20 protein-coding genes, 1 tRNA gene and 3 rRNA genes are annotated in these 26,564 nt (G+C 35.5%); 2 read left to right on the top strand and 22 right to left on the bottom strand.

Annotation, left to right across the window (positions count from 1 at the left end; all coding sequences use genetic code 11):
- Window positions 1-139: 139 nt before the first annotated feature.
- From oraE to AC0N0V_RS06565, 10 genes are all read right to left on the bottom strand, one after another.
- Entirely contained in the window at window positions 140-2,338 is a 2,199-nt protein-coding gene (gene oraE / locus AC0N0V_RS06610; RefSeq protein WP_474462868.1) for a D-ornithine 4,5-aminomutase subunit OraE, read from the bottom strand.
- Window positions 2,338-2,703 (bottom strand): ornithine aminomutase subunit alpha, encoded by a 366-nt coding sequence (locus AC0N0V_RS06605; RefSeq protein WP_474462865.1) that lies wholly within the window; start codon window positions 2,701-2,703, stop codon window positions 2,338-2,340. Before AC0N0V_RS06605 ends, oraE begins: the two co-directional genes overlap by 1 nt.
- Before the next feature lie 12 nt (window positions 2,704-2,715).
- Entirely contained in the window at window positions 2,716-4,134 is a 1,419-nt protein-coding gene (ortB, locus tag AC0N0V_RS06600; RefSeq protein ID WP_474462864.1) for a 2-amino-4-oxopentanoate thiolase subunit OrtB, read from the bottom strand.
- A 21-nt stretch (window positions 4,135-4,155) separates the two neighbouring features.
- On the bottom strand, window positions 4,156-4,449 hold the full coding sequence (ortA, locus tag AC0N0V_RS06595) for a 2-amino-4-oxopentanoate thiolase subunit OrtA (RefSeq protein WP_474462862.1): 294 nt from the start codon (window positions 4,447-4,449) through the stop codon (window positions 4,156-4,158).
- A 161-nt stretch (window positions 4,450-4,610) separates the two neighbouring features.
- Window positions 4,611-4,757 (bottom strand): hypothetical protein, encoded by a 147-nt coding sequence (locus tag AC0N0V_RS06590; RefSeq protein ID WP_474462860.1) that lies wholly within the window; start codon window positions 4,755-4,757, stop codon window positions 4,611-4,613.
- Window positions 4,758-4,939: 182 nt separating this feature from the next.
- Complete coding sequence (locus AC0N0V_RS06585) at window positions 4,940-6,343, bottom strand: sigma-54 interaction domain-containing protein (protein WP_474462858.1); 1,404 nt, start codon at window positions 6,341-6,343, stop codon at window positions 4,940-4,942.
- 246 nt (window positions 6,344-6,589) lie between these two features.
- Entirely contained in the window at window positions 6,590-7,507 is a 918-nt protein-coding gene (locus AC0N0V_RS06580) for a DMT family transporter (RefSeq protein ID WP_474462856.1), read from the bottom strand.
- A 66-nt stretch (window positions 7,508-7,573) separates the two neighbouring features.
- Window positions 7,574-8,746 carry a tetratricopeptide repeat protein gene (locus AC0N0V_RS06575; protein WP_474462854.1) on the bottom strand — a complete coding sequence of 391 codons (1,173 nt, stop codon included), beginning with the start codon at window positions 8,744-8,746 and terminating at the stop codon, window positions 7,574-7,576.
- Between the two features lie 26 nt (window positions 8,747-8,772).
- Window positions 8,773-9,378, bottom strand: a complete 606-nt coding sequence (gene grpE / locus AC0N0V_RS06570; RefSeq protein WP_474462852.1) for a nucleotide exchange factor GrpE — start codon at window positions 9,376-9,378, stop codon at window positions 8,773-8,775.
- Window positions 9,379-9,383: 5 nt separating this feature from the next.
- Window positions 9,384-9,821 carry a hypothetical protein gene (locus tag AC0N0V_RS06565; protein ID WP_474462850.1) on the bottom strand — a complete coding sequence of 146 codons (438 nt, stop codon included), beginning with the start codon at window positions 9,819-9,821 and terminating at the stop codon, window positions 9,384-9,386.
- Between the two features lie 425 nt (window positions 9,822-10,246).
- Between AC0N0V_RS06565 and AC0N0V_RS06560 the strand changes: the two genes are divergently transcribed.
- Entirely contained in the window at window positions 10,247-10,678 is a 432-nt protein-coding gene (locus AC0N0V_RS06560) for a hypothetical protein (protein WP_474462848.1), read from the top strand.
- Window positions 10,679-10,926: 248 nt separating this feature from the next.
- Here the strand turns inward: AC0N0V_RS06560 and AC0N0V_RS06555 are convergent, their stop codons facing one another.
- The gene (locus AC0N0V_RS06555) at window positions 10,927-11,424 is read right to left on the bottom strand and encodes a hypothetical protein (RefSeq protein WP_474462846.1); all 498 of its coding nucleotides are present in this window, start codon (window positions 11,422-11,424) and stop codon (window positions 10,927-10,929) included.
- Window positions 11,417-11,560: a hypothetical protein gene (locus tag AC0N0V_RS06550; protein WP_474462844.1), complete on the bottom strand. Its 144-nt coding sequence runs from the start codon at window positions 11,558-11,560 to the stop codon at window positions 11,417-11,419. Before AC0N0V_RS06550 ends, AC0N0V_RS06555 begins: the two co-directional genes overlap by 8 nt.
- Before the next feature lie 921 nt (window positions 11,561-12,481).
- Here AC0N0V_RS06550 and AC0N0V_RS06545 point away from each other — a divergent pair.
- A complete protein-coding gene (locus AC0N0V_RS06545; RefSeq protein WP_474464469.1) occupies window positions 12,482-13,039 on the top strand; it encodes a DsbA family oxidoreductase in 558 nt (185 codons plus the stop codon).
- A gap of 256 nt (window positions 13,040-13,295) precedes the next feature.
- Here AC0N0V_RS06545 and AC0N0V_RS06540 read toward each other — a convergent pair.
- The 10 genes from AC0N0V_RS06540 to kamC all read right to left on the bottom strand — a co-directional run bounded on the left by AC0N0V_RS06540 (window position 13,296) and on the right by kamC (window position 26,540).
- Window positions 13,296-13,372, bottom strand: a tRNA-Ile gene (locus tag AC0N0V_RS06540).
- A gap of 6 nt (window positions 13,373-13,378) precedes the next feature.
- Window positions 13,379-13,495: ribosomal RNA gene (gene rrf / locus AC0N0V_RS06535) — 5S ribosomal RNA — on the bottom strand.
- 85 nt (window positions 13,496-13,580) lie between these two features.
- A 23S ribosomal RNA gene (locus tag AC0N0V_RS06530) occupies window positions 13,581-16,481 on the bottom strand.
- A 223-nt stretch (window positions 16,482-16,704) separates the two neighbouring features.
- A 16S ribosomal RNA gene (locus tag AC0N0V_RS06525) occupies window positions 16,705-18,211 on the bottom strand.
- Together the 16S, 23S and 5S rRNA genes with 1 tRNA gene alongside form the textbook arrangement of a ribosomal RNA operon.
- 851 nt (window positions 18,212-19,062) lie before the next feature.
- Complete coding sequence (locus AC0N0V_RS06520; RefSeq protein WP_474462842.1) at window positions 19,063-20,169, bottom strand: alanine racemase; 1,107 nt, start codon at window positions 20,167-20,169, stop codon at window positions 19,063-19,065.
- Between the two features lie 15 nt (window positions 20,170-20,184).
- Complete coding sequence (locus AC0N0V_RS06515; protein ID WP_474462840.1) at window positions 20,185-21,054, bottom strand: DMT family transporter; 870 nt, start codon at window positions 21,052-21,054, stop codon at window positions 20,185-20,187.
- A gap of 160 nt (window positions 21,055-21,214) precedes the next feature.
- On the bottom strand, window positions 21,215-22,690 hold the full coding sequence (locus AC0N0V_RS06510) for an amino acid permease (RefSeq protein WP_474462837.1): 1,476 nt from the start codon (window positions 22,688-22,690) through the stop codon (window positions 21,215-21,217).
- 13 nt (window positions 22,691-22,703) lie between these two features.
- Window positions 22,704-23,492 (bottom strand): lysine 5,6-aminomutase subunit beta, encoded by a 789-nt coding sequence (gene kamE, locus AC0N0V_RS06505; RefSeq protein ID WP_474462835.1) that lies wholly within the window; start codon window positions 23,490-23,492, stop codon window positions 22,704-22,706.
- Window positions 23,492-25,081, bottom strand: a complete 1,590-nt coding sequence (gene kamD, locus AC0N0V_RS06500) for a lysine 5,6-aminomutase subunit alpha (RefSeq protein WP_474462833.1) — start codon at window positions 25,079-25,081, stop codon at window positions 23,492-23,494. The genes kamE and kamD overlap by 1 nt, the downstream gene beginning before the upstream one ends.
- 13 nt (window positions 25,082-25,094) lie before the next feature.
- Window positions 25,095-26,540, bottom strand: a complete 1,446-nt coding sequence (gene kamC / locus AC0N0V_RS06495; protein WP_474464467.1) for a lysine 5,6-aminomutase reactivase ATPase KamC — start codon at window positions 26,538-26,540, stop codon at window positions 25,095-25,097.
- Window positions 26,541-26,564: the final 24 nt, after the last annotated feature.

Below are 26,564 nucleotides of genomic sequence, written 5' to 3'. Positions count from 1 at the left end.
GAATTTATGCTTGTCTGAGCGATAGCGAGTTAGCTGAAGCTCTTAGATTTTATGAATTTACAGGCTTTAGAGTACTTAAAGGCAGTTAACAGTACTGAGGAGTTAATTATATACACCGGATGCCAAAGTCACTTTGATGCTACTCATCTGCGTCAATGCCCATCAGTTTCTTAATTATGAAAGATGCCACGTCTGTTCCATTTGAACCTCTTCCAAATCCAACATCCATTCCCTGAGCCTTAGCTATTTCATCAGTTACCTGAGTTCCACCAGAACAAAGTATAAGCTTATCTCTTACCCCTTTTTCTACGCAAAGCTCATGGAGCTTTTTCATATTCTTTGTATGAACATCATTATGAGTAATTATTGTACTACATAATATAGCTTGTGCTTTTGATTCTATAGCTGCATCTACAAGCTTTTCCACAGGACAGGAAGTTCCAAGATATATTGCCTCTATGCCAAATCTTTCAACTCCACCATGTTTAATATCAATAACTTCCCTTAAGCCAACAGAGTGTTCATCCTCACCAACGGTTGCAGCTACAACTTTTATAGGATTTTCTTTAACATAATCCTTCATTTCTTGTTGTCCAAGAACTTTTCTTCTTCTAGGAAGAATTAATTCATCACGTTTTACTGGAGTAAAATCGCATACTCCTTTAATTTCAACTAAAGTTCCCTCTGCTTTTTGAAGTACTTGTTTGTGGATTATTTCCACGTCTTTCAAATTCATTCTTTTTCCCATTTCAATGGCTGCTGCTTCAGCTATTTGCTCATTCTCCGGTATGCATAAAGTAACTCTTACATATCCATCCTTAGACCATTGAACTTCTGGAACTACTGTACAATCCTCTTTAACTTTCTCCATTCTCTTAAACACGTTGTCATTTTCATCTAGTTCACCTATATATTTAATTTTTGAATGATTACACAATGTACACTCATGTATAGCATCACAAGCTTTATTATATTCTTCTGGAACATTGTTATATCCGAAGTGAGCGCAAACTGGTGCAAAATAGTCGTCTTCTCTCTTTACTATTGTTCCTACTGCATCTCCACCCTCCATTTTTCTTGCGATACCGTCTCCATTTCTTTCTGGATACTCACCTGAGTCTACGAAGAATCCCGAATCTACAGCCTTAAAATATCCCCCAGCTTCAATCATTTCTTCTAAGAATAGGATAGATCTTTCCTTTAACTCCCTAACCTTTTCTGGTAGATAGCCAGTTTTCTTTATTTCTATCATTTCCTTTAATCCATCCATGCCGATAAACGCCTGTTTAGCTGTATTTATTGCATGAATGTTGTTATAATGCCAAGGAACGTTTCTTCCTTCATCAGGAGTTATTGTACTTTGAATATCCGCTGAGGTTAACTCTGATATTAATAAATTTAATGTATGTCCAACTGTTGCTTCTCTTTCACAGGATTCTATATACTTAGTATTCATCTGAGCTCTCATCTTATATTTATAGAATAGCTCTCTTAAAGCTACTGCATAAGGCAAGTCGTATCTCATACAAGGAGCTGGTGCTGAGGTTGGAGGTACTGTTGAAAGTGCCACATTTTCTGGTTTCATTCCAACCATCTCTGAGAACTTTGCATTTATAGCATGTTGAACCATAAGCTCAGGCATTACGTTGTACCCCTTCATAGCGGTTGCATTAGCATTGTGGGCACCATCTATTTGAAGCATATCTGCCCATGCCATAATTTTCTTTGCAACTGCCGCGTCTACAAAGGATCTAAACATATTAACATTTCTATAAAGTACATTATATTGAGGATCTTGGTGAGCTCCATTTACTCCTTCCTCCGCAAACATAACTGCTATATCGGGGCCTGCCACACCAGATACATATGAGTGAAAGTTAATTTTTCTTCCAACTTCCTCTTCTATTAAATCTATAGCTTTCCTTGTTGCTCTTACTTGCTTTCTAGTTATAGGAACTCCACCTATACCTTCTGGTGTTCCTTCTATCAATCCATCGAAATGACTTTGCCCTGCTGTTCTTATAACCATTAAGTGATCAGCACCATGCCAAGCAGCCATTCTCATTCTTCTTAGATCATCTTCAAATCTCCCTGATGCTATTTCTGTAGTAATGACCGCCTTCGGTTGAGGATCTATTTCGCTAAAACTTCTAGCCGCTGGAAGTGGTTGACTATTTTTTAAAGGCTGTGATATTTCATGATAGGTGAATTCTCCGGCTCTTCCTTCTGGATTTTGCTCTCTCCAATGCCATCCTCTCCACTTTGGTTCATATTTATCTAAGTCTTTCAATATTTCTTCTACATCTAACTTTTTATTTGCCTCTAGTCTTTCTATCATTACTTGTCACCACCTTTCATTTTTTCTACTATTAAGTCCCAACCTATTCCCTTTGCAAGTTCTTCTCCAGCTTTTAAGTAATCCATATTTTTAAGCTTTGCATAGGTTAAAACCACATTTCCCATTCCTTTTCCAAGTAAGTTCCACTTTGTTCCATAATCAACTATCGGCTGTGCTTGTAGGCTTGAAAAACCCATCCTTAAAAGAACTGAACGCTCAATCCCTGGTGAAGTGTGTGTATATGCTAAGTCTACTAATGGATTTACAATCTTCTCAGTAAGGCTCCAAAATCTTTCATACAATTCCTCATCTGTTAAATCTTTTAAATGCTCTCTCCTAGTTTGAAAATCATCTGCTCTTTTCATAAAATCCCTCCATTACTCACCATCTACTTCAATACTATTTGCTTTCAATATCCTCATAATTTCATCTTCACTCAATTTTGTTTCCTTAGATAAGAACTGAACATCAATTTGTTTAACTCTATTTTCTTTTAACTTCTTTAAAGCATTCTTTAAATAGGACTTTCTTAAGTCCATCATATCTGCATCTGTTACTGAAACCATTGATGGATGCGAAGGTAATATGATATTCTCTCCTGGTATTTGTTCTTTTGGATTACCTATTGAAATTCTGATTCCATTTTCCTTCGCAAAGTTAAGCTGCGCAATTGGGCTCTTTCCTGCTCCTGTATATTCAGTCTCTTGAACAACTATAATATCATCATCATCATATTCCTGTGCGATTGCAAAAGCAGCTGCAAGAGATGTATTTCCTGCTGGACCTCTCTCTAAACCTTCTAACTGAGCTAACAATTCAGTCATCCAAAATACTTCTCCCTGAGTTATTGTTACATATCTGTCCATGTATCTTAGTGGTCTTGCTGCGCTTCTTGGCACATCCGATCTATCTGGATTAGACATAAAGGGAATACCAAAGCCGGTATGACTCGTAGTAAAGGATTTCTTATTGAAGGCTATGTCTGAGGCCATGTGCAAACCTGATAGGTCTACAGATGCTCCTATTACCTTTGTTTCTACTGCTCCTGCCTTTATAAGACCTCTAGCAGTTCCTGTTACATTCCCACCACCAGCATGGGATACTATTACAGCTTTAGCATCCTTTCCAAACTTTTCCCTACACTGCTCAGCTATTTCGTATCCTAAAGTTTCTACTCCAGCCACCCCAAAGGATGAGTATAGTGAGGCATTATAATAGCCTGTATCTTCAAGAATCTTCAAGTAAGTATAGAATAATTCTGGTCCTACAGTAAGTCTAACAACTTCTGCGCCATAACCTTCACACTTTCTACCTTTTTCAATAATTTCTGGTTGTCCAACTTTTCTTGAATCATAACATTCATTTGCTATTATACACTTAAGTCCTCTTATATTAGCTTGAGATCCAACTGCCGCTCCATAATTACCTGATGTTGCTGCCGCTACCCCTTCATATCCTCTTTTCATTGCATCATATACAGATACTGATGCTCTTCTATCTTTAAAACTTCCAGATGGATTACAACTCTCATCTTTTACAAATATTCTAGCTGCTTTTCCTGTTTTCGAAGCTTTTCTAGCTAGCCTCGTTATGTTTTTAAGCTCTAATAATGGAGTGTTTCCTACTCCCACTTCGACTTGAATTTCTCTTACTTCTTGAAGTGAATATCCTACATCTCTCATTAAACCTTCATAATCAAAGGAAAGATTTCCCTTTTCATATTTATCGAAGTCAATACCTACAGATTTAAGCATGATTTCATTCTTTCTTCTCATGACTTCTTCATACTTATTCATATTTTTAAAGCCTCCTTTTAATTAAACTTCCCTTATAATTTCTTTAGCCTGTTTACCTATATACCCCAATTCCTGAATATACTTACCAAAAGAGTGATTGTATCCTGGTTCTACTTCAACAACTATTCCTTTAGCTACTCTTCCTACATTTGTTTCTACTTCAACTTCATCTCCAATTTCACAATCATTTAAGCAGTTTCCTCTTATCCAACACTTAAGAGGTGTTACTCTTGTTTCCTCTGGAATAACTTGTGATCTATCTTCTGGGGAAAGAACAATTTCCTCCACCTCAACCCATGTACCTTTTTTTATCATAATCTTTCACCTACCATTAATTTAATTTTTCGAATAAACTCCGCCTGCTATACCTAGACTACTTTCTAGGCTTTATTCCTTGTGTCTTTATATATAGCAAATCCTGTGCCAAATAAAAATACATGGATTTAGAAGGTTTAATCTAAATCCATGTATAATTTTCAGCAAAAAAGCTTGCAGGTATTTTGCTGTATTATTAATTTATTGTTAACGCAATTCAAACTTTTCCAACATCTTACAATGTGTGCAAATTCCTTTGCAGATACTGCAAGTATTTTTACACTAATCCTAATTAATTGTCTTTTCACAATAATCTAACAATATTAAACATTGACTCCTCCTTATGAATTTGATATTTTTAACAACTTCGCTTTTTTTTATGTAATATTTTTTCATCATCTTGCACAATGTTCGATTTTAATTTTTATTTTTTATAGATAAACAATACCAAAGGCTGGCTTATCTGTAACTTAAAACCTATATAAAACTTTTATTTAATGATATTATATTTTTTAATCTTATACTGTAAGTTTTGTCTAGACACATTTAGTTGCCTAGCCGTTTTGCTAATATTATAATTATTCTTCTCTAGTATATTTTTAATTATTTTCTTTTCAACACAAGCTATATATTTATCTAAATCAAACTCACTATCTATTTCTAAACTATTAATATCCAGACAGGTTTCATTTAAAGATTTATTCAAGGAATCATTAAATATTCTACTTTCAAAATGTCTACTACTTAGAATAGAATTATCATCTACCATATTTATAGCTGCTTCAATTACATTTTTCAATTCCCTTATATTCCCAGGCCAATCGTAGGCTAATAGCTTTTCCTTAACTTTTTCATCAATTCCTTGTATAGTTTTACCTAAGATGCTATTGTAATTCTCTATAAATGCTTTAATAAGCATTGGTATATCTTCCTTTCTTTCTCTAAGAGGCGGTATATTTAATCTTATTACACTTAATCTATAATATAAATCTTTTCTTAGCTTACCACTTTCTATAAGCTTTTCTGGATCTTCATTTAATGTGGCTATTATTCTTACATCTATATCTATGATTTTACTACTTCCAATCGGTCTTATGTATCCATCCTGCAGTACTCTCAAAAGCTTTGACTGAAGATAAGGCTCCATTGAATTAAGTTCATCAAGTAAAATTGTTCCATGATTAGCTTCCTCAAATAATCCCTTTTTATTTTCCGCACCTGTAAAACTTCCTTTTTCTGTTCCAAAAAGCATTCCTTCAAGCAAAGCAGCAGGGATTGCTGCACAGTTTATTGGTATGAAAGGTTTATCCTTTCTTATTCCACTATAATGAATACTCTGCGAAAAAACCTCCTTTCCACAGCCTGTCTCTGCATAAATTAAAACTGATGAACTTGACATGCTTGCCCTCTTAGCCTTTTCAATGGCATTTTTCATATCAGGATTACTGCCATATATATCGCCAAAAGTATAATTTCTCTTGATTTTTGTATCTGCCATTTGCAATTTGCATACACACTCTGTTAGCTCTTTTAACCTAGTCATATCTTTAGAGATTTCGATAGCTGCTACGGTCTTCCTATCTAGTATTACTGGTACAGTAGTATTTATAGTGGTAACTTTCTTTTTATGCTCATTACTGTAGTGCTGAACTAAATCTATAATCTTTTCGCCCTTTTTTAATGCATTCATAAGTGTTGATGAATCTTCCCTTACATCTTTCAAATATTCATCTACTTTCTTTCCTAATACCTCCTTTGGGTCTATCCCCTCTACTTTTCCCATTGCCCTGTTGTAGTATATGGTTCTCCCTTCCGAATCCACAACCTGAATTCCTGCATCCAAGTTTTCAATTAAACACTCTAGTATTTTTTCTACATTAGACAAGTTGCTCATTATTTCATTCCCCCTGGCTCCTTTGTCATTAACCATTTTGATACTGTAGGTATACTCCTTTGACACCGCAAATATTTTATTGTTGGATAATTATGTATATTATGATTATATGAGTTATCTTTTTTATTATCAATATATTTAATTTTTTAGAATTTTAAATTGTATCAAATAAAATAATGTTACTCAAATACGTTAATTAAAAATAGCTAAGACTTTCCTTATAGAAATCTTAGCTATTTTTATATATCAAGCTACTTTCTTCTTTAAACTTTTCTCTTCTTTTCTGAAAATACCCTTTACAAAACGCCACTTTGTCTCCTCTGTAATAATTCCTAAAAATACAACTGCTCCCCCAACAATCATCCTAGCTGTCATACTCTCGTCTAAAAATGCTACTGCAAACATTCCTCCAGCAGCAGATTCTAGTGTTAGTATCAAGGCAGTTCTTGTTGATGAAATATATTTTTGAGCGATATTTTGAATAACAAAAGGTATCACAGTTGTTACAATAACAAGGTATGCCACTGACTTTATCATTTTAGCATTTACACTAATATGATAGGACTCAAAAAGTCCTGTACTTATAATAAATAAGATAGATACAGCAGCAAGTTGGATTATTGTTGAAACTATTGGATCAAAATCCACATTGAAATATTCTATTGCAAGCATGTGGCAGGCAAAGGATAGTGAACATAATACTGATATTAAATCTCCTTTATTAATATAAAAAGAATTATTTAAGGTAAGCAGTCCAATTCCTAACGTGGCTATTACCGCTCCTGCGATTGCGTATTTATCTGGTCGTTTTTTGCTTATATACCATCCCATAAAAGGAACAACTACTACATAAGCCCCTACTATGAAGGACTGCTTGGATGCAGTTGTAAATAGAATTCCTATGGATAAGGTAAACATAGCAAGAAACAGAAAGAAACCTATTATTGAACCTCTGTATATGTCTTTTTTTCTTATAACTTTCAATCTTTTACCGAATATAAAAGCTAGTATCACAGTGGACAATCCGAATCTTAAAGTCATAAGCTGAAAGGGTTTTATATCATTTAAGGAATCCTTTACCACAGCGTAGCTTGTTCCCCAAAATACTGCTACTAAAGCTAATGCTATAGATGATATGAGAACCTTTTTATCTTGTTTGTTCATTCTATTTTCTCCTTAGTTATATTTTTTAAAAAGTAAAATGGAAATGCAAAGTTGCATTTCCTGAATTTACTTGTTCATAATATCACTTATCTTATCATTATTATATATTGTATTTGAATGTTCTTCAACTATAATAGACGCATATTTTTTTGCTTCTTTTATATTATTATTTTTAAAATCTATAATTGCTAAATCATAAAGGGCTTCTTGTATATACCCACCCTTAGGATACTTATTTACATATTCTCGGTAGTAGTCCGTTCCATTACTACCACTAGCCTTAGCAGCTTTGGCTATGTAAAATATAATATGCTCATCTAAATAGGTTCCCTTCATATTTTCATGAGCAACTGTAAGATATTCGAATGCCTTTTTATAGTTGCCACCTTTATATAGTTCTAATCCGTTCTTGTAAAAAAACATCTCTGCCTTTTCATTATAATTCTTTTTTAATCCATCATATATATTTTTACTTTTATCATCTAACTTTGATGGGTCTATGTTCTTATCATTCATCCAAAAATCATATAAATCTTCTCTCATAATATCATTGCTTAAAATAGCTAGCACCTTGTAGTTAGAGTCACTATTTTCAATTTTAGTGTTTAGTATCGACTTAGATTCAATAGATCTTTGTACATTATCAAATGATTTTTTATTGCCTCCCAATGGCGCTATAGTTGAAAATAAAATTATCATGGCTGTAATGCAAGCTGCATATATTTTTAATCTAGTGTAATTCTTATTCTCTATATAATTTTTCATTTTATAGTAAAAAACTTCTTCCCTATTTATAGCATATATCTCCTCTAAAACTTGTCTACACTTTTTATAGTCTTTCTTTACACAGTATACGTAACAAATAAGAATGTCGTCATTTAAGGTTCTAAATCCAGATGTCCTAATCGAAACTAAATTAACAAGCGCTTCTTCATATTTGTTTTCCTTTATTAAATCAACTACTAAGTTATGTTTCTCTATGCAACTGTTGATTTCATCAATACTAGATAAATATTTTTCACTTACTCCATCTTTATATTTTTTATTATTGCGTATAAATAATTTATATGCTTCTTCAAATTCCCCTCTGTATACGAGCATTAAAGCTATTGCAGTATTCAATTCTTCACTTTCCAGCCCACCAGCAACTGCTAAAGTTAGAGAATTAAATGCCCTATTTAAGTTTCCTTCAGCAAAATATTTCATTCCCTCTTTATAATATTGTAATAATTCTCCCATAATAAACCACCCATTTGTATATTCTGCTAGTTTGATACAGTTATTACTCTAGCAGTTCTTGTGAATCTTATATTTCTATCATTATAATAAAACCCCTTTTTTAACACCTGAGTTATGGTTCCATCTGCCAAGCTTAAGTTTTGTTCCGTACCAAAAACCTCATGTTTGCTACTATCAAATTTGTCTATATCAACATTAGGAGTATAGACTGTAAGTCCAAACTCTAAATATTCCTTTTCTAAAAATCTAAGTAACAAGTTGACTACAGTGATTAAGTTATGATCATTATTATAAGTTGACTCCTTTATAGCTTGCCTTATCTCATCCACATAGTCATAGAAGTTTATATACCCATTTATTGTATTTTTTATTCTTTCTATAAATCTCTTTTTCTCCTCATGATCTTTATCCAGAACATTCTTTAATAAATTTTTATTATTTATAACATCATTATTCATAATTTCGATTGACTGCAAAAGATTAAGTATACTATTAAAACCACTTTCAATCTCCTCAGAATCATTTTTATTAGTTGCAATGCTACCTACTAGAGTACTAAGATTTTCGCTATCCTTGTGACTCTCACAATCTTTTTTAAAATTTTCAATATCTTTAAATACATCAACTAACATTACTCTTAATCTCCCTCCTTCAGCTTTAGCATTTCCCCTTTAAATTTTTCTAATATGGCGATCAAGACTTCGTTTAACTCTTTATTTTCATGCTCTTGAGCTTCTTGTTGAATTTTCATGCAATGATTCATTATATTTTTTGATGTCTGCTTCATACTCTCCAGCTTCATCTTTAATAGTAGATTATCTTGCATAAGCTGTTTACTTACGCTGTTTATAATCGGAACCGTACTCCTTATATTTTCTTCGGAATTAGATAAAATACCTCTTATTTTATTCTCAATCTCTTCTCGTTTTTCTAATAATACTTTTTTCTTTCCCCTATCACTTATAGTATGGAGTTTTGAAAAACTTATTTCCAACTCTTCATTTAGTTTTTCCTTATTAACCGTTTTAAAACAAATTCCCTTTGTTTTAAGCTCTTCAATATTTAATTTACTCAACAGTTCCACCCCCCATTTACCATATTATAAAAACATCTTTACTTATGGTTTTATAACTTGAGCTATTATGTTTTTACCTTTTAACACATTTTTTATATATCTTATTAAGTGAAATATATTAGACAAAAACACATTTTTTGTTTAAATTCACTGATCTTTAATATAATTACACTTATTATATATTATAATACAAAACAGTATATTTTTCAAAATTTTGTAACTTAACCTACTTATCGCCAATCTTCTTAAATTACATTATTCTTTAATGCTTTTTTATTCGATGACTACCCGCTCTAACACTACTATAAACGCTCATTATATGTTTTGTATATTGAAATACTTTAACTTTCTTATCATTTTAACGAATAGAATTCATACAGGCATCATAATTATTAATATATTTTTATTTAAGGGGAGATTGTCTAATGGAGCATTTTAATCCGAGTTATACAATAGAAAAAAAGACTATTAGAATATTAGAACTTAAGAAAGAGCTAAATAGAACAAACCGTGTTCCTATACTTGCATATTTATCTGCTGCAGTATCGGTATTTTATATAGCTGCCTTTTACCAAAGATATTTTGATTACACCTTGACAACAGTTGCTAATTCTAAAGATTTAACTTCCAATCTTCTAATTGCTGATTTATTACCTATAGCTTTACTGATATTTTCTTGCTATACTATATATTTTTCATCTATTAAACGTAAAAAAGTGGAAGCTGCTTACGAGGCTCTGAGAAACGACTTAATAAAAGCTATTAATAATGAGTTTTGTAATTGTAGTAAATCCTGTAAGTGTAAAGACGATTATATTAAAGGTATGGAGGAACAAGGCGTAAACTTAATATTTTAATATAGAAACACCAGCTTTTAATAGTTGGTGTTTTTTATTTAATTTTATTAATTAATATTGACTTTTATTTAATAATTGATATAATATAATTACATTAATAAATTGCTAATAAAACTATATATGAATTATAGTTAATTTCTTTTTATTGATATATACATTCACTAATAACCATAACCATTAAAGAGTCCCCCAAACTCTTATCCCTAACTAAAAAGCCATGTAAGGCCCCCCTTACATGGCTTTGATAGTTATATACTATTAATTCTTCTACTCAATATTTCTTCAATTTTTAAATTAATCCTTTCTTTTCTCGTAATCAATTTTCTTACTCCATATTTTCTCAATAGCTTCTCATCTTTGCTCATTATTTTTAAAGCATTTCTTAGCACATTAAGTTCTACTAAGTCAGATATTCTACTATAAAATATGTTACCTTCAAAGTAATATATCAATTCCTTTGCATAATCTACGAATTCAAAAAACATTTCACATCTGTCTCCTAGTTTATTTTCATCATAGATTTCAATTTTATTTTTATCTATTTCAAAATGGAGTATAAGCTTTTCCGACTCATAACTATTACCAAAGTATAAGTCTAGGTTGTCCACAAATGCAGCATTAAAAACATTGCTTTCTGCTATGTAATTCAAGAAGTCTTTTGTATTATTTTTAAAAGTGGTATCATAATCTAATTCTTCTATTCTTTTTAATAAATTCTTTGGAACCCTTTCGCTACCATTAAACATACCACCATTCCCCCGTATATATATAGTTTTTATGCAAGCTAGTAACTTCTACAAGTATGTCATCAGTATTCTTTTGCCTAAGTAAATTGAAGTTCTCAGGTATATCTACAAGTATATCTGCAGGTGCTAGCTTCACTTTATACTATATGTATTCGGTTTCTCCATAATAATTCCACAAATTAAAAACTTAAAATTTAAATTCTAGAATTTATAAAATGAGCTTTAAGTAGCATTACTTTTTTCGAGGGAGTCATGCTGCTTAATCATCTGCCTTTTTGCTTTATCCAATGACTATTTTAGCTGGACAAAATATGTTGTAATCTTTTACCAGCTAACCTAATAATATATATTAAAGCAATTAAGAAAGTAAGGTGAAATCTGCTGTGTTAATTGGTAATTAATCAGCGGCAAATTATGAGATTTAAAGAAAAACCATGTACTAAACTTACTTCTGTGATAAACTCACTGGCCTGGCTTATAACCCTTATTTCTCTTATGCTAATAGACAGAGCAAAACCCCCATTTGAATCATTTTTTAATAGACTCAAGAATATGCCTCTTCGTAAAACTTGGAGTGGAGATATCATGGAAAATGTCTTTTATTTAGTGATATCAATAGTTATTCTATGTGCTTTATCAATTATGTTAAATATTTTAGGACATAAAAAGGAAAAACTAAGGATTAAATTTAACCCTTTTCTATTAATCATATATTCTTTCATAGTTATTGTATTTTATTTTACGTATTTCTAAACTTAACTTAAGTTCTATCTTCTCTTTGTGTAAATAAAACTTAAGCACTATATGTTTTAAAATTTCACCTGTCTATTCTTATGTTAAACCTCGATTTACCCTTGATGTAAAAGGAACCTGAATTAAATCAGGTTCTTTAATATTTTGTGTTTTGTTGAATATGAAATAAGTTTATGTTTAATATATAATTATAGAGTAATTACTATTAACAATTAACAATTAAGAATCTAATTAGTTTATTGGAGGTTACAACATGGAATTTAGAATGAAGATATTTTCCGATTACATATGACCATTCTGTTTTATTGGCAAAGGTATTGTCGAAGAGCTTAAGAAAGAATTTGATATACAAGATCAGTGGGTTGGCTTTGAAATTCACCCTGAAACTCCACAGAAAGGTGTCAAATTAGATGAGGTTTTTCCATCTAGCAATAGAAAAATGATGTATGATATGCTTAGAAAAAGAGGTTCAGAATTTGGTTTAAAATTTGGAGAGTTAGAGTTTCTCTCAAATTCTCATAAATCACTTTTATCTGCTGAATACGCACGTGATATGGGTAAAGTCGATAAGTTTTCAAAGTTTATGTTTGAAGCTTATTTTTCAGACTGTAAGGATATTGGCGATATAAAAGTAATTGAAGAAGTTGTTAAAAAATGTGAGCTTGACATTGAGGGTATGCATTTTGCTCTGGAGAGAGCTATATATGAAGATCGTTTATATGAGTATTCAAAAGAGGCAAGAGCATATACAATTAATAGTGTTCCTACATTTATAATAAATGATAAATATGAGATTGTAGGTGCTCAGGATGTGGAGAAATTCAAAAATATCCTAAGGAAAATACAAGAAGATATATCTTAGCTTAATTAGAATATATTATTTTAAAGCATATCGTTATCATAGAATATTGATATGCTTTGTTCTAGTTATTCTTCGCCCCCTATCCAATAACGTACCGTTTTGGAAAAGCAGAGAACCCAAATCTTTGATTTGGTTTGAACTATTTTCACAGAGTACTAGGTGAAAGTTCAGATTTCTCATAAAGTGCGAGAAAGTATTAGAACAGTTACTTATCGATAAAAAAATAAGAGGTAACTTAAAGTTACCTCTTATTATATGGTGGACCTTCAGGGACTCGAACCCCGGACCAACCGGTTATGAGCCGGTTGCTCTAACCAACTGAGCTAAAGATCCATGTTAACCTAGCAGCGACCTACTCTTCCACACAGTCTCCCGTGCAGTACCATCGGCACTGTGAAGCTTAACCATCGTGTTCGGAATGGGAACGGGTGTAGCCTTCACGTCATAACCACTAGATAACTAGGCATTCCAAATTTTTGATTTGGTATGTTCAGTTATGCATAGCCTTGAGATGTTCTCTCAAAATTGCACAGTGATGTTTTAGGTCAAGCCCTCGACCTATTAGTATCAGTCAGCTGAACATGTTACCATGCTTACACCTCTGACCTATCAACCTTGTGTTCTTCAAGGGGTCTTACTAGCTTACGCTATGGGAAATCTTATCTTGAGGTGGGCTTCACGCTTAGATGCTTTCAGCGTTTATCCCGTCCCGACATAGCTACCCAGCTGTGCTCCTGGCGGAACAACTGGTGCACCAGAGGTCAGTCCATCCCGGTCCTCTCGTACTAAGGACAGCTCCTCTCAAATTTCCTGCGCCCGCGACGGATAGGGACCGAACTGTCTCACGACGTTCTGAACCCAGCTCGCGTGCCGCTTTAATGGGCGAACAGCCCAACCCTTGGGACCTACTTCAGCCCCAGGATGCGACGAGCCGACATCGAGGTGCCAAACCTCCCCGTCGATGTGGACTCTTGGGGGAGATCAGCCTGTTATCCCCGAGGTAGCTTTTATCCGTTGAGCGATGGCCCTCCCACGAGGTACCACCGGATCACTAAGCCCGACTTTCGTCCCTGCTCCACTTGTTTGTGTCGCAGTCAGGCTCCCTTCTGCCTTTGCACTCTACGAACGATTTCCAACCGTTCTGAGGGAACCTTTGGGCGCCTCCGTTACTTTTTAGGAGGCGACCGCCCCAGTCAAACTGCCCACCTAACAATGTCCCGTGACCAGATTCATGGCCGCCGGTTAGAATCCCAGTACTGTCAGGGTGGTATCCCAAGGACGACTCCACAAAGGCTGACGCCTCTGCTTCGCAGTCTCCCACCTATCCTGTACAGACAATACCGAGACTCAATGCTAAGCTACAGTAAAGCTCTACGGGGTCTTTCCGTCCAATCGCGGGTAGCGAGCATCTTCACTCGCAATACAATTTCGCCGGATTTGTTGTCGAGACAGTGCCCAAGTCATTACGCCATTCGTGCGGGTCGGAACTTACCCGACAAGGAATTTCGCTACCTTAGGACCGTTATAGTTACGGCCGCCGTTTACTGGGGCTTAAGTTCACACCTTCGCTTACGCTAAGTGTTCCCCTTAACCTTCCAGCACCGGGCAGGCGTCAGCCCCTATACATCAGCTTTCGCTTTAGCAGAGACCTGTGTTTTTGCTAAACAGTTGCTTGGGCCTATTCTCTGCGACCACCTTGCGGTGGCACCCCTTCTCCCGAAGTTACGGGGTCAATTTGCCGAGTTCCTTGACAACAATTCTTCCGCTGGTCTTAGGATTCTCTCCTCACCTACCTGTGTCGGTTTGCGGTACGGGCACCAGTTTACTCCATAGAGACTTTTCTTGGCAGCGTGGAATCAGATACTTCGCCCAAAAGGGCTCCCCATCACGCCTCAGCTAATACAGGCGGATTTGCCTATCCTGTATACCTAAACGCTTAGACGCACATCCAATAGTGCGCACATCTTATCCTCCTGCGTCATCCCATTTGTAATAACGCAAACTGGTGGTATCGGAATATCAACCGATTGTCCATCACCTACGCCTTTCGGCCTCGGCTTAGGTCCCGACTAACCCTGAGCGGACGAGCCTTCCTCAGGAAACCTTAGGTTTTCGACCAATAAGATTCTCACTTATTTCTCGCTACTTATGCCAGCATACTCACTCCTGTACAGTCCACCGCTCCTTACGGTACGACTTCAACCCATACAGGAAGCTCCTCTACCACTCACCTTACGGTGAATCCATAGCTTCGGTGGTAAGTTTTAGCCCCGAACATCTTCGGCGCAGGATCTCTCGACTAGTGAGCTATTACGCACTCTTTAAATGAGTGGCTGCTTCTAAGCCAACATCCTAGTTGTCTTAGAAATCCCACATCCTTTTCCACTTAACTTACACTTTGGGACCTTAGCTGATGGTCTGGGCTGTTTCCCTTTTGACCACGGATCTTATCATTCGTAGTCTGACTGCTTTGATTCAAGTATATGGCATTCGGAGTTTGATAGGGTTCAGTAACTGTTGTCAGCCCCTAGCCCATTCAGTGCTCTACCTCCACTACTCATTCAAAACGCTAGCCCTAAAGCTATTTCGAGGAGAACCAGCTATCTCCGAGTTCGATTGGAATTTCTCCGCTATCCACAGCTCATCCCATGGTTTTTCAACACCAATGTGGTTCGGTCCTCCACGGAATTTTACTTCCGCTTCAACCTGTCCATGGATAGGTCACCCGGTTTCGGGTCTACGACATGCAACTTTTTGCCCTATTCAGACTCGGTTTCCCTTCGGCTACGTATCTTAAATACTTAACCTTGCTACACATCGTAACTCGCTGGCTCGTTCTACAAAAAGCACGTCGTCGCAGGTAAAACTGCTTCGACTGATTGTGGACACACGGTTTCAGGTTCTATTTCACTCCCCTTCCGGGGTTCTTTTCACCTTTCCCTCACGGTACTGCTTCACTATCGGTCACCAGTTAGTATTTAGCCTTGGGAGGTGGTCCTCCCTGCTTCCCACAAGGTTTCACGTGTCTCGTGGTACTCTGGATCAGATCTGACTGTTATTCTTTTTACCTACAGGGCTGTTACCTTCTATGGCGGAGCCTTCCAGCTCTCTTCAATTAAGAAATCACAGTATTTAATGATCTGTCCGCAACCCCAGGAACAAGTTCCTGGTTTGGGCTCTTCCCCTTTCGCTCGCCGCTACTTAGGAAATCGATTTTTCTTTCTCTTCCTCCGGGTACTTAGATGTTTCAGTTCCCCGGGTCTACCTCTATAAACCTATGAATTCAGTTTACAGTACATAGCGTTAGCTATGTGGGTTGCCCCATTCGGAAATCTCCGGATCGCAGGCTATTTGCGCCTACCCGAAGCTTATCGCAGCTTATCGCGTCCTTCATCGGCTACTGGTGCCAAGGCATTCACCATGCGCCCTTTGTAGCTTGACCTTAAATCATAATTCTACAAAGGTATATATACCTTTAGCTTTACTTTGTTTATGTTAAATAACTTTCATTATTTAACGCTTATCACTGTGCAATTTTCAAAGAACATTTTGCTACCACCTTAGTGTTAGCTTTATTTGAGGTTTTAATCCCTCAAAATTAAACAGAGTGTAAACCAAAATTCCAATGTAACTAAAAACCTAAGTTTCTAGTTATTATTCCTTAGAAAGGAGGTGATCCAGCCGCAGGTTCTCCTACGGCTACCTTGTTACGACTTCACCCCAATCACTGACCCCACCTTCGGCCGCTGGCTCCTTACGGTTACCTCACGGACTTCGGGTGTTGCCAGCTCTCATGGTGTGACGGGCGGTGTGTACAAGGCCCGGGAACGTATTCACCGCGACATTCTGATTCGCGATTACTAGCAACTCCAGCTTCATGTAGGCGAGTTTCAGCCTACAATCCGAACTGGGATGAGTTTTTTAGTTTGGCTCCCCCTCGCGGGTTTGCATCTAATTGTACTCACCATTGTAGCACGTGTGTAGCCCTGGACATAAGGGGCATGATGATTTGACGTCATCCCCACCTTCCTCCCGGTTAACCCGGGCAGTCTCACTAGAGTGCTCAACTTAATGGTAGCAACTAATGATAAGGGTTGCGCTCGTTGCAGGACTTAACCTAACATCTCACGACACGAGCTGACGACAACCATGCACCACCTGTCTCCCTGCCCCGAAGGGCTTCCTCCATTACGAGTAATTCAGGGGATGTCAAGTCCAGGTAAGGTTCTTCGCGTTGCTTCGAATTAAACCACATGCTCCGCTGCTTGTGCGGGCCCCCGTCAATTCCTTTGAGTTTTAATCTTGCGATCGTACTTCCCAGGCGGAGTACTTATTGTGTTAACTGCGGCACAGAAGGTTGGACCCTCCTACACCTAGTACTCATCGTTTACGGCGTGGACTACCAGGGTATCTAATCCTGTTTGCTACCCACGCTTTCATGCCTCAGCGTCAGTTATGGTCCAGAGAATCGCCTTCGCCACTGGTGTTCTTCCTAATCTCTACGCATTTCACCGCTACACTAGGAATTCCATTCTCCTCTCCCACACTCTAGATATCCAGTTTGAAATGCAGCTCCCAAGTTAAGCCCGGGAATTTCACATCTCACTTAAATATCCGCCTACGCATCCTTTACGCCCAGTAAATCCGGACAACGCTTGCCACCTACGTATTACCGCGGCTGCTGGCACGTAGTTAGCCGTGGCTTCCTCCTTGGGTACCGTCATTATCGTCCCCAAAGACAGAGCTTTACAACCCGAAGGCCTTCATCACTCACGCGGCGTTGCTGCATCAGGCTTTCGCCCATTGTGCAATATTCCCCACTGCTGCCTCCCGTAGGAGTCTGGACCGTATCTCAGTTCCAATGTGGCCGATCACCCTCTCAGGTCGGCTACGCATCGTCGCCTTGGTGAGCCTTTACCTCACCAACTAGCTAATGCGCCGCGGGTCCATCTCAAAGCGGATTACTCCTTTAATTAGTCCTTCATGCGAAAAACTAATGTTATGCGGTATTAATCTCCCTTTCGGGAGGCTATCCCCCTCTTTGAGGCAGGTTACCCACGTGTTACTCACCCGTCCGCCGCTAATCCACCCCGAAGGATTTCATCGCTCGACTTGCATGTGTTAGGCACGCCGCCAGCGTTCGTCCTGAGCCAGGATCAAACTCTCAATTTAAAAGTTTGTGACTCATTACTGTTTTGTTACTTTAAAGTAACTCAAAGAATTGCTGGTTTATTTAAAAACAAGTTTTAACTTATCTTTCACTCTGTTTAATTTTCAAGGATCATGTCGATTTAGCTCGACTACTTGTATATCTTATCATTTCTATTTTGCTTTGTCAAGAATTTTTTTAATGTTTTTTATTTTTAATCTTTCTTGACAGCTTTCACATAATATCACGGACAAATACTTAATGTCAATATCATTTTTATTATTAAAATTTATTTGTTCATTTGTCACTCATCAAGCGACGAATGTTATCTTATCATGTTTTTTTAAATACTCTAAATATAGTAATCATCATTTCATAAAATTAATGTGAAAATCCTTCGTTATTCTCATTTATACTCAATAGTTAATATATTGATACACCAGATTCAGTTTACTTCGAATTAGGTTCAGATCTCCCCCGTATAACTTTCATTAAGACTTTGTCAGGTAGCTAATTTTTATAATTCTCCTTCTTCATTCAATAGTATTTTCTTAAAAGTTATATTTTAAATAACGAAGCTATTTTATAATATAAACAGAGTTCTTGGATTCAGATGGAGTTTTAACTCCATCTGATGCTTATTAACAGAGTTCTAAATGAGACTTCTAAATCACTTAGAGAATGGCTTTACACACAGAGATATTAATAATTTTGAGGACCATTTAAATACTTTTTTAATGATTCTTGGCTAAGGACTTTATAAGATTCTTAGGCTTTTATAACGTTCGAGTTTTATAATCATAAAAAAACATTTATAATGTCGAAGAACTGATAATGTATCCTGACAGATAAATCTAGCTTTGAATTTGTGTATCTAAATCAAAACCTTTGTTACAGAAGGGCTTTCACTTAAGTAAAGTATGGCAGGGTAGTACATCATAAACTCCATAACACTGCCTAGTTTTATTCTCTCTTTACACTCCTCAATATCTATTATTAAATGATCACTGCTGCTTCCTACTATCTTAACCCCAGGTTTTACTGGAACTAATTTATCATGTAGTCCAAAATCCTGTTTTCCAACGCCTACCAATGCCCTTTTTCTTATTCCCTTATCTTCATATTCAGGAACTTTTCCAAAAGCATCAATAAATATTTCACCTATGGGGTATGTAGGTTTATCTTTAATTTCAATAACTTGTGCCTTCAAAATAAATGCATCCAAGTTCATAAAATCCATGTTATACCCCCAAAAGTCTTGTAGATCTCTTCCAGAAAGTATACCTTCACCTATTCTTAAGTTATTAACTCCTTTAGGCATTTTTCCATCAATAATTAATGGAATTGAACTTGTTGCCCCTCCAGATATAATATCTAGCTTTCTGTTTATTTTATTTTCGATTTCATGACCAATATCACAAAGCATACCTAAATTATATTCTGTAGGTTTTATAGATCCATAGCATCCTAAATTAGTTCCTATCCCATATAAATTAACTCTTTTTAAATTTTTCTCTACATATACAGCTAGATCGGTAAACTCATCCTTATTTATAACGCCCTCCCTTAAATCTCCAAGATCATACATCAATATTACATTATGAGTCCTATCCTGTAGTTCACACTCTTGTTCGATTCTTTTTAAGGTCTCCAATTCAGAGTTTAAACTTATATCTACGTATTTAACCAAAGATTTAATTTCGCTAAACATAGGAATTCTAATCAGCATAATAGGTACTTTTATACCATATTCCTTCAATTTGATAATTTGATCCATTCTTGAATCTGCTATATACTCACATCCCGCATTTACAAATTCCCCGGCCACCCTTGGCAATCCGTTAAAACCTTTAACTACTCCTGCTATGCTAATTCCCTGACGTCTGCATAACTGAACCATAACTTTTACATTTTCTCGTAACTTATTTAAATCTATTTCTAAAATAGGATATTTTGAATACAAATCGATATACTGACTCATAGTCCCCCCAATAATTTATAGTTTTTTGAAATTTTTAAATTGAGATAAAATCATTCCGCTAAACATTAAAACACAACCTATAAATCCTCTAAATCCCATAGGCTCATTTAAAATTAATATTCCACCAATACATGCAAAAACTGATTCTAGGCTAAGAATAATAGCGGAATGAGATGCTTTAGCATGTTTTTGACCAATTACTTGAAGAGTATAAGCTATTCCCACAGAACATATTCCTCCATAAAGTAGTGGTACTAATGCTTGAGTCAATCCATATATGCTGACTCTTTCGAAAATAAGTGCAACAATCATACTTAGTACAGAACAGGTAACAAATTGAATAAAAGACAATTTTATGGCATCAACCTTATTTGTAAAATGGTCTATAAGCAATATGTGAAATGCCCAAAAAACAGATCCCACTAACTCATATAAATCCCCTTTTGATATAGTAAAGTTTTCTGTGCCACTTAGGAGATATAGCCCTAGAATTGCTAAGACAGCTCCCCCCCAGACACTTATATCAATACGCTGTTTTAATATAATGCTAAACACGGGAACAAGAACAATATAAAAACCCGTTATAAAACCTGCTTTTCCTGCCGTAGTATAAGATAGCCCGATTTGCTGGATAGACGCAGCAAGGAAAAGAACACAGCCTATAATTACTCCACCTTTTATCGTTAAGATTTTAGAATCCGTTTCATTTTCATGATCCTTATCTTTTCTATTTTTCTTATTAAAATAGAATATCAACGGTATTAAAGATATACTTCCTAGTGCAAATCTAACTCCATTAAAGGTAAAGGCTCCTAAATACTCGGAACCAACCCTCTGAGCTACAAACGCAAGTCCCCAAATTGCTGCTGCAACAAAAAGAAGCAAATTACTTTTTATTTCTTCATTCTTTATTAGTTTTCCCTCCTTTCGTCGGATAAAAAATAGAATATTACTTGTGCTTCCTACATTTAAAAAGTTGTTACCATTAAGTTAACTGTTATTAGTAACCCTCTATAGTAACAACCTCTTATTAGTCTAACACTTATTATTCATGTGTAAAATCACATTGCTCTAAAGGTATAACCTTAGTCTTCTTAACTACTTTATAACAGATATATAATAGTAAGAAAGCTGGAATACATGCATAGTTTGTGATAAAGTCAAACCAGCTCCACTCCTGTTGGAATACCCATATATTTGCTCCAAGAATTACTATAGTGCAAAGTATTACTGCAAGTATAGGTCCAAATGGAAACCATTTAGCCTTGAATTTTAAATCTTCAATTTTTCCGCCATTAGCAGTATAAGCTTTTCTGAATCTTAAGTGACAAATTGCTATACCCAGCCAAGCAAAGAATCCGCATAATCCAGAAGCATTGTAAAGTATAGAATATATTTTTCCATCACCTACTAAGGATGCAAAAAAGGCAGTACTTGCAACAAGAGTAGTAACGTATAATGCATTCATTGGAACCCCTCTTTTGTTTACTTTTCCAAGGAATGCAGGAGCCTTGTGTTCTTTTGCCATAGAATAAAGCATACGAGATGCTGCATATAGCCCTGAGTTTCCACAGGAAAGTACTGAACTCAATATTACAGCATTCATAATACTAGCAGCAAAAGCAATACCTAATTTTTGAAATACCATTGTGAATGGACTAAAGGCTATATTGTCTGCACCACTCTTTAAGAGGTTTGGGTTAGTAAAAGGAATTAAGAAACTGATAACTATAATTGAACCTATATAAAATAAGAGAATACGCCAGAAAACTGTTTTTATAGCTCTTGGTACGTTTTTTTCCGGGTTTTCTGATTCTCCTGCTGCAAGTCCTACAAGTTCAGTGCCTTGGAAAGAGAACCCTGCTATTAGGAAAATATTAAGTATTGCCAGCATACCACCTACAAAAGGTGCTTTTTTACCAGCTCCATCAGATATAACCCAGTTGCTAAAGCCATCTGTATTGCCACCTAAGATTCCAAGGATCATTAAGAATCCAACGATTAGGAATATGATTATAGTTACAACCTTTATTCCTGCAAACCAGTATTCTCCTTCACCATAGGCCCTAGCAGATAAAATATTAATTCCAAATAATATTGCCAAAAATACCATACTCCATAGAGTAGTATTAGTATTAGGGAACCAGAATTTTATAACGAGAGCCGCAGCCACTAGCTCTGCTGCAACAGTAATAGCCCAGTTAAACCAATAGTTCCATCCAAGGGCAAACCCTAGTGCAGGATCAACAAATTTTGTTGCGTAGGTCTCAAAAGATCCAGATACAGGTAATAATGTTGCCATTTCGCCTAAAGAGGTCATTAGAAAGTAAACTAATATACCCATTATTGAATATGCAACAAGAGCTCCTCCAGGTCCAGCTGTGCTTATAGAACCTCCACTTGCGAAAAATAGACCAGTTCCAATAGCACCTCCAATAGCTATCATGTTAAGATGTCTAGCTTTTAAACTTCTTTTCAGTTCCTGCGAATTCCCTTTTTTGACTTCAGAGTTATCACTCATAATTATCCCCCACCTATTTTTTTATTCTCCTAACCATTTCAACTATAGAGAAAGTAGCCACATCATCTGCATACTTTCCAGGACCAAAACCTGCATCGTAACCAAGTTCCTTAGCAAGCTCATGTGTTATTCTTGGACCGCCACAAACTAAAATTACTTTATCTCTTAACCCCTCCGCTTCTAAAAGTTCTACTAATTCGGTTAGATTTTGTATGTGGATATTTTTTTGGGTAACTGTTTGGGACACTAAGAGCACGTCTGCCTTGAGTTCTACAGCCTTCTTAACAAATTCTTCGTTTGAAACCTGACTTCCTAGATTATGAGCTTCAATCATTTCATATCTTTCGAGACCATAATGCCCTGCAAAACCCTTCATATTCATAATTGCATCTATCCCAACTGTATGAGCATCTGTACCTGTACTTGCTCCTATAACTACAACCGTGCGTTTTATATTTTCTTTTATATATTCATTTATTTCAGCCATATCCATTGTATGAACATCAACTGTTTGTACATGAATTGAAGTATAATCTACAGAATGAATTAAGCTACCATAGACAACACAAAATGTATATTCCTTATCTAAAGCACTGTGATAGGCTACAGAAGGCTCTTCTATTCCCATCTTTTTCGCAAGTATTTTGGCTGCTTCAACTGCTTTTTCCCCATCTTCTACTGGAAGAGTAAAACTAACTTGAACTTTTCCATCATTCATTGTATCTCCGTAAGGCCTCACTTTAGTCAAGTCCAAATTCTTATCAAAATCTTTTTTACCTGTAGAGTATAATCCGCCACCCATTATTTAACTCCTCCTGTACATTTACAATTATTATCTGTTGAATTTTCTAACATTAGTTTTATAAATGGATTAAAGTATTCTTTGTCTTTTTGAATTACACCTTCTAATCCTTTTCCTCCATTTATAGGTCTCTTAACGCCACCAAATTTGCCTTGTTCTAATGTCCTAAATAGCCCCTCTTTTTCAATTTCTGTTATTAGATCATGTGCCTTATTAAGCACTTCATCTGCCCTCTGTTCTATTAAGCCTCCTTTCTTAAAGGTAATTTCATTTCCTAAGTCTTCCATTGTGTTAAATATATATTGAGCATTTTCTATTGATAATGCCCTGTCTGACATAAATGGTGTGTGAATTGCTTCTGTTAGCATACCAAGAAGATGCAGCTTTTGGTTAGTCATTATGGTTATCATATTGAATAATGCATCTTGTACATGCCCCTTGAATATATTTCCAGTCATAAACTTTGTTGGAGGCATATATTTTAATGGTGACTTAGGGAATATTTCCCTTGCCATTTGTGCTTGTGCAAGTTCATACAAAAATCCATTTTTAATATCAGGATTTATTTCAAACGCATGTCCAAGGCCCATTTGTTCTTCTGGAATACCTGCAAGTGCTGCAAATTGTTCATTTATAAACTGAGATGCAAGCACAGTATGGGCTTCTTCTATAGCATCTGCTGTGGTTAGGTAGTTATCTTCTCCAGTATTAATAATAACCCCCGCAAAACCATTAATAATTCTTGAAAAATATTGATCTACAATTGTTCTCTGCATATTTATATCTCTAAATAAAATTCCATATAGAGCATCGTTTAACATAACATCTAGTCTTTCAAAAGCTCCCATTGCTGCAATTTCTGGCATACACAAGCCTGAACAGTAGTTACAAAGTCTAATATATCTTCCAAGCTCTTCTCCTATTTCATCTAGTGCTGATCTCATAAGCTTAAAGTTTTCTTGTGTAGCAAAAGTTCCTCCAAAGCCCTCTGTAGTTGCTCCATAAGGCACATAATCAAGTAAGCTTTGACCAGTTGTTCTAATTACTGCTATGATGTCAGCTCCCTGTTTAGCAGCTGCCTTTGCTTGTATAATATCTTCATATATATTACCTGTTGCAACAATAACATAAAGATACGGACCTTTTTTATCACCGAATCTGTCTAAAAATTCAGTTCTTCTCCCTCTGTTTTTTCTTATCTTTTCTACATTACTCTTAGCAATTTCATTTATTGCCATCTTAATTTCGAAAATATCTGACATTGGTAGCTTGGTTAAGTCTAGTTCTCCCTCTGAAACCTTTTCAGCAATATCCTGTGGAGATAGTTTAGTGTTAACCATTGCGTTTCCAACAAACATTGCTGCCCCTACTGATAATCCATTTCCTTTTTTTATGTTTTCAACTATAACGTTAGGTAATGGAACTCCAAATTTATCTGTTCCATCTATTCCAAGTAACCTGCAAATCGTTCTTTCAACAGCAACCGTAGTGTGCTTATCTATAAATTCCTGTATGTCTAATGCTATTTTTTTTGCACTTTGTCTTGCACTCTCAACTAATTTGAAGTTTAAGTTTAACTTACTTTCCATAGTGCGCCTCCTATTATTTTGTAAATTGATTAGCTTCATAATATTGCTTTGCTATACTTATAAGCTCTGGCTCTAGTCCTAAAAGCATTGATATGTTTAATGCATCTTTCGGCACTTTACTTTCTTTTGAGACCTTTTCCAATTTATATTCCATGTGTTTTTGAATAATCTCTATAGATTGTTTTCTATTTAAGTCTATTTTCTGCTTTAGAGCACCAAAATCCACGTTCTTTAGCCCAATCACTTGATAATGAGTCATGTTTTTATTTACTACACCATCATAATGAGTAGATATTACTGTAATAGTGGAAAATTTATTTAGGTAATCACAAAGAGACTTTACTAAATTCATTCCTTCCTTTGGGTTTGTGCCTCTAGCAAATTCATCTAGTGCCACAAAGCCGTCGTAGTTCTTCACATAGCTCAATACTTCCTTCAGCTTAATGATTTCAGCCCCAAAAGTACTAAGTCCCTTAGATATATTTTGCATGTCATCAGAAATAAATTGAATAAAATCCAGAATAGGAATTTTGGCCTTCTTGCAAAACACAAAAAAGCCCATCTGTCCTAGTAACATATTTAAAACAATTGTCTTTAAAGTTACACTTTTGCCCCCCATATTTGCTCCTGTTATTACAGTAGTTCCGCTTTTTACGGCTATACTTATAGGAGTAAATTCCTTGCCCTTTTGAAATAGAATTTCTACCACCTCTGGATTAAAGGCATCTTCCATTAAAATTTCCATATTTTCTTGGATTTCTGGCCTTACACCCTTATATTTTATAGTCAATTCAGCCTTTGCTATTAGTAAATCTAGTTTTCCTATAGAATATATATTCTCGTTAATAATACTAATATACTCAAACAGCTGCTCTGTAAGCTCTTTCCTTATTCTCATCTCTTCTTGTTCTTCTTGAATTACTATTTCTAATCTTTGCTGCTTCAATTTTGCCTTTGTTTCTTCATTTATATCCTCAAAAATTTTATTTTCAATTTCTCTTTTTCTTTCTCTTAAACTCCTAAGATTCTTCGAATACTTATCATAGATATAGAATGTAGGTATTCCCATCCCTTCCGGATCTAAAAGTGTAATAACTTCTTCTAGTTTACAAAACTTTATTCCTATTATGCTTATATTCAGTTTTTCATAACACTGAATAACCTCGTTCATTATAATTGCAAAAAATTTTAGTTCATATAGTTCAACATCATCCAAAATATTTAGGTTTTTACATCTCCTTAAAGAGTTTCTTATATCTTTAAGCTTCCGTAGTCTTGTAACAATCTCTCTATAAACAGATTTGTCTTTCTCTATACTTTCAATAACTGTTTCCAAATTGTCTAGTTCTGCTGCTAATCTACTTCTTTCACTTTTTTTAAAGGGTTTTAGCAACTTCTTTTCATCTAAACCGTATACAGTATTCAAATTTAGATTATCTAAAATAAAACTGAAGCCTATCTGTTCTCTTTGCTCTTTATCTAA

The organism is Clostridium sp. CS1-1 (assembly GCF_056135525.1).
Note: the sequence above shows the minus strand (reverse complement) of the source record. Positions and strands in the feature narration are given on the sequence as shown.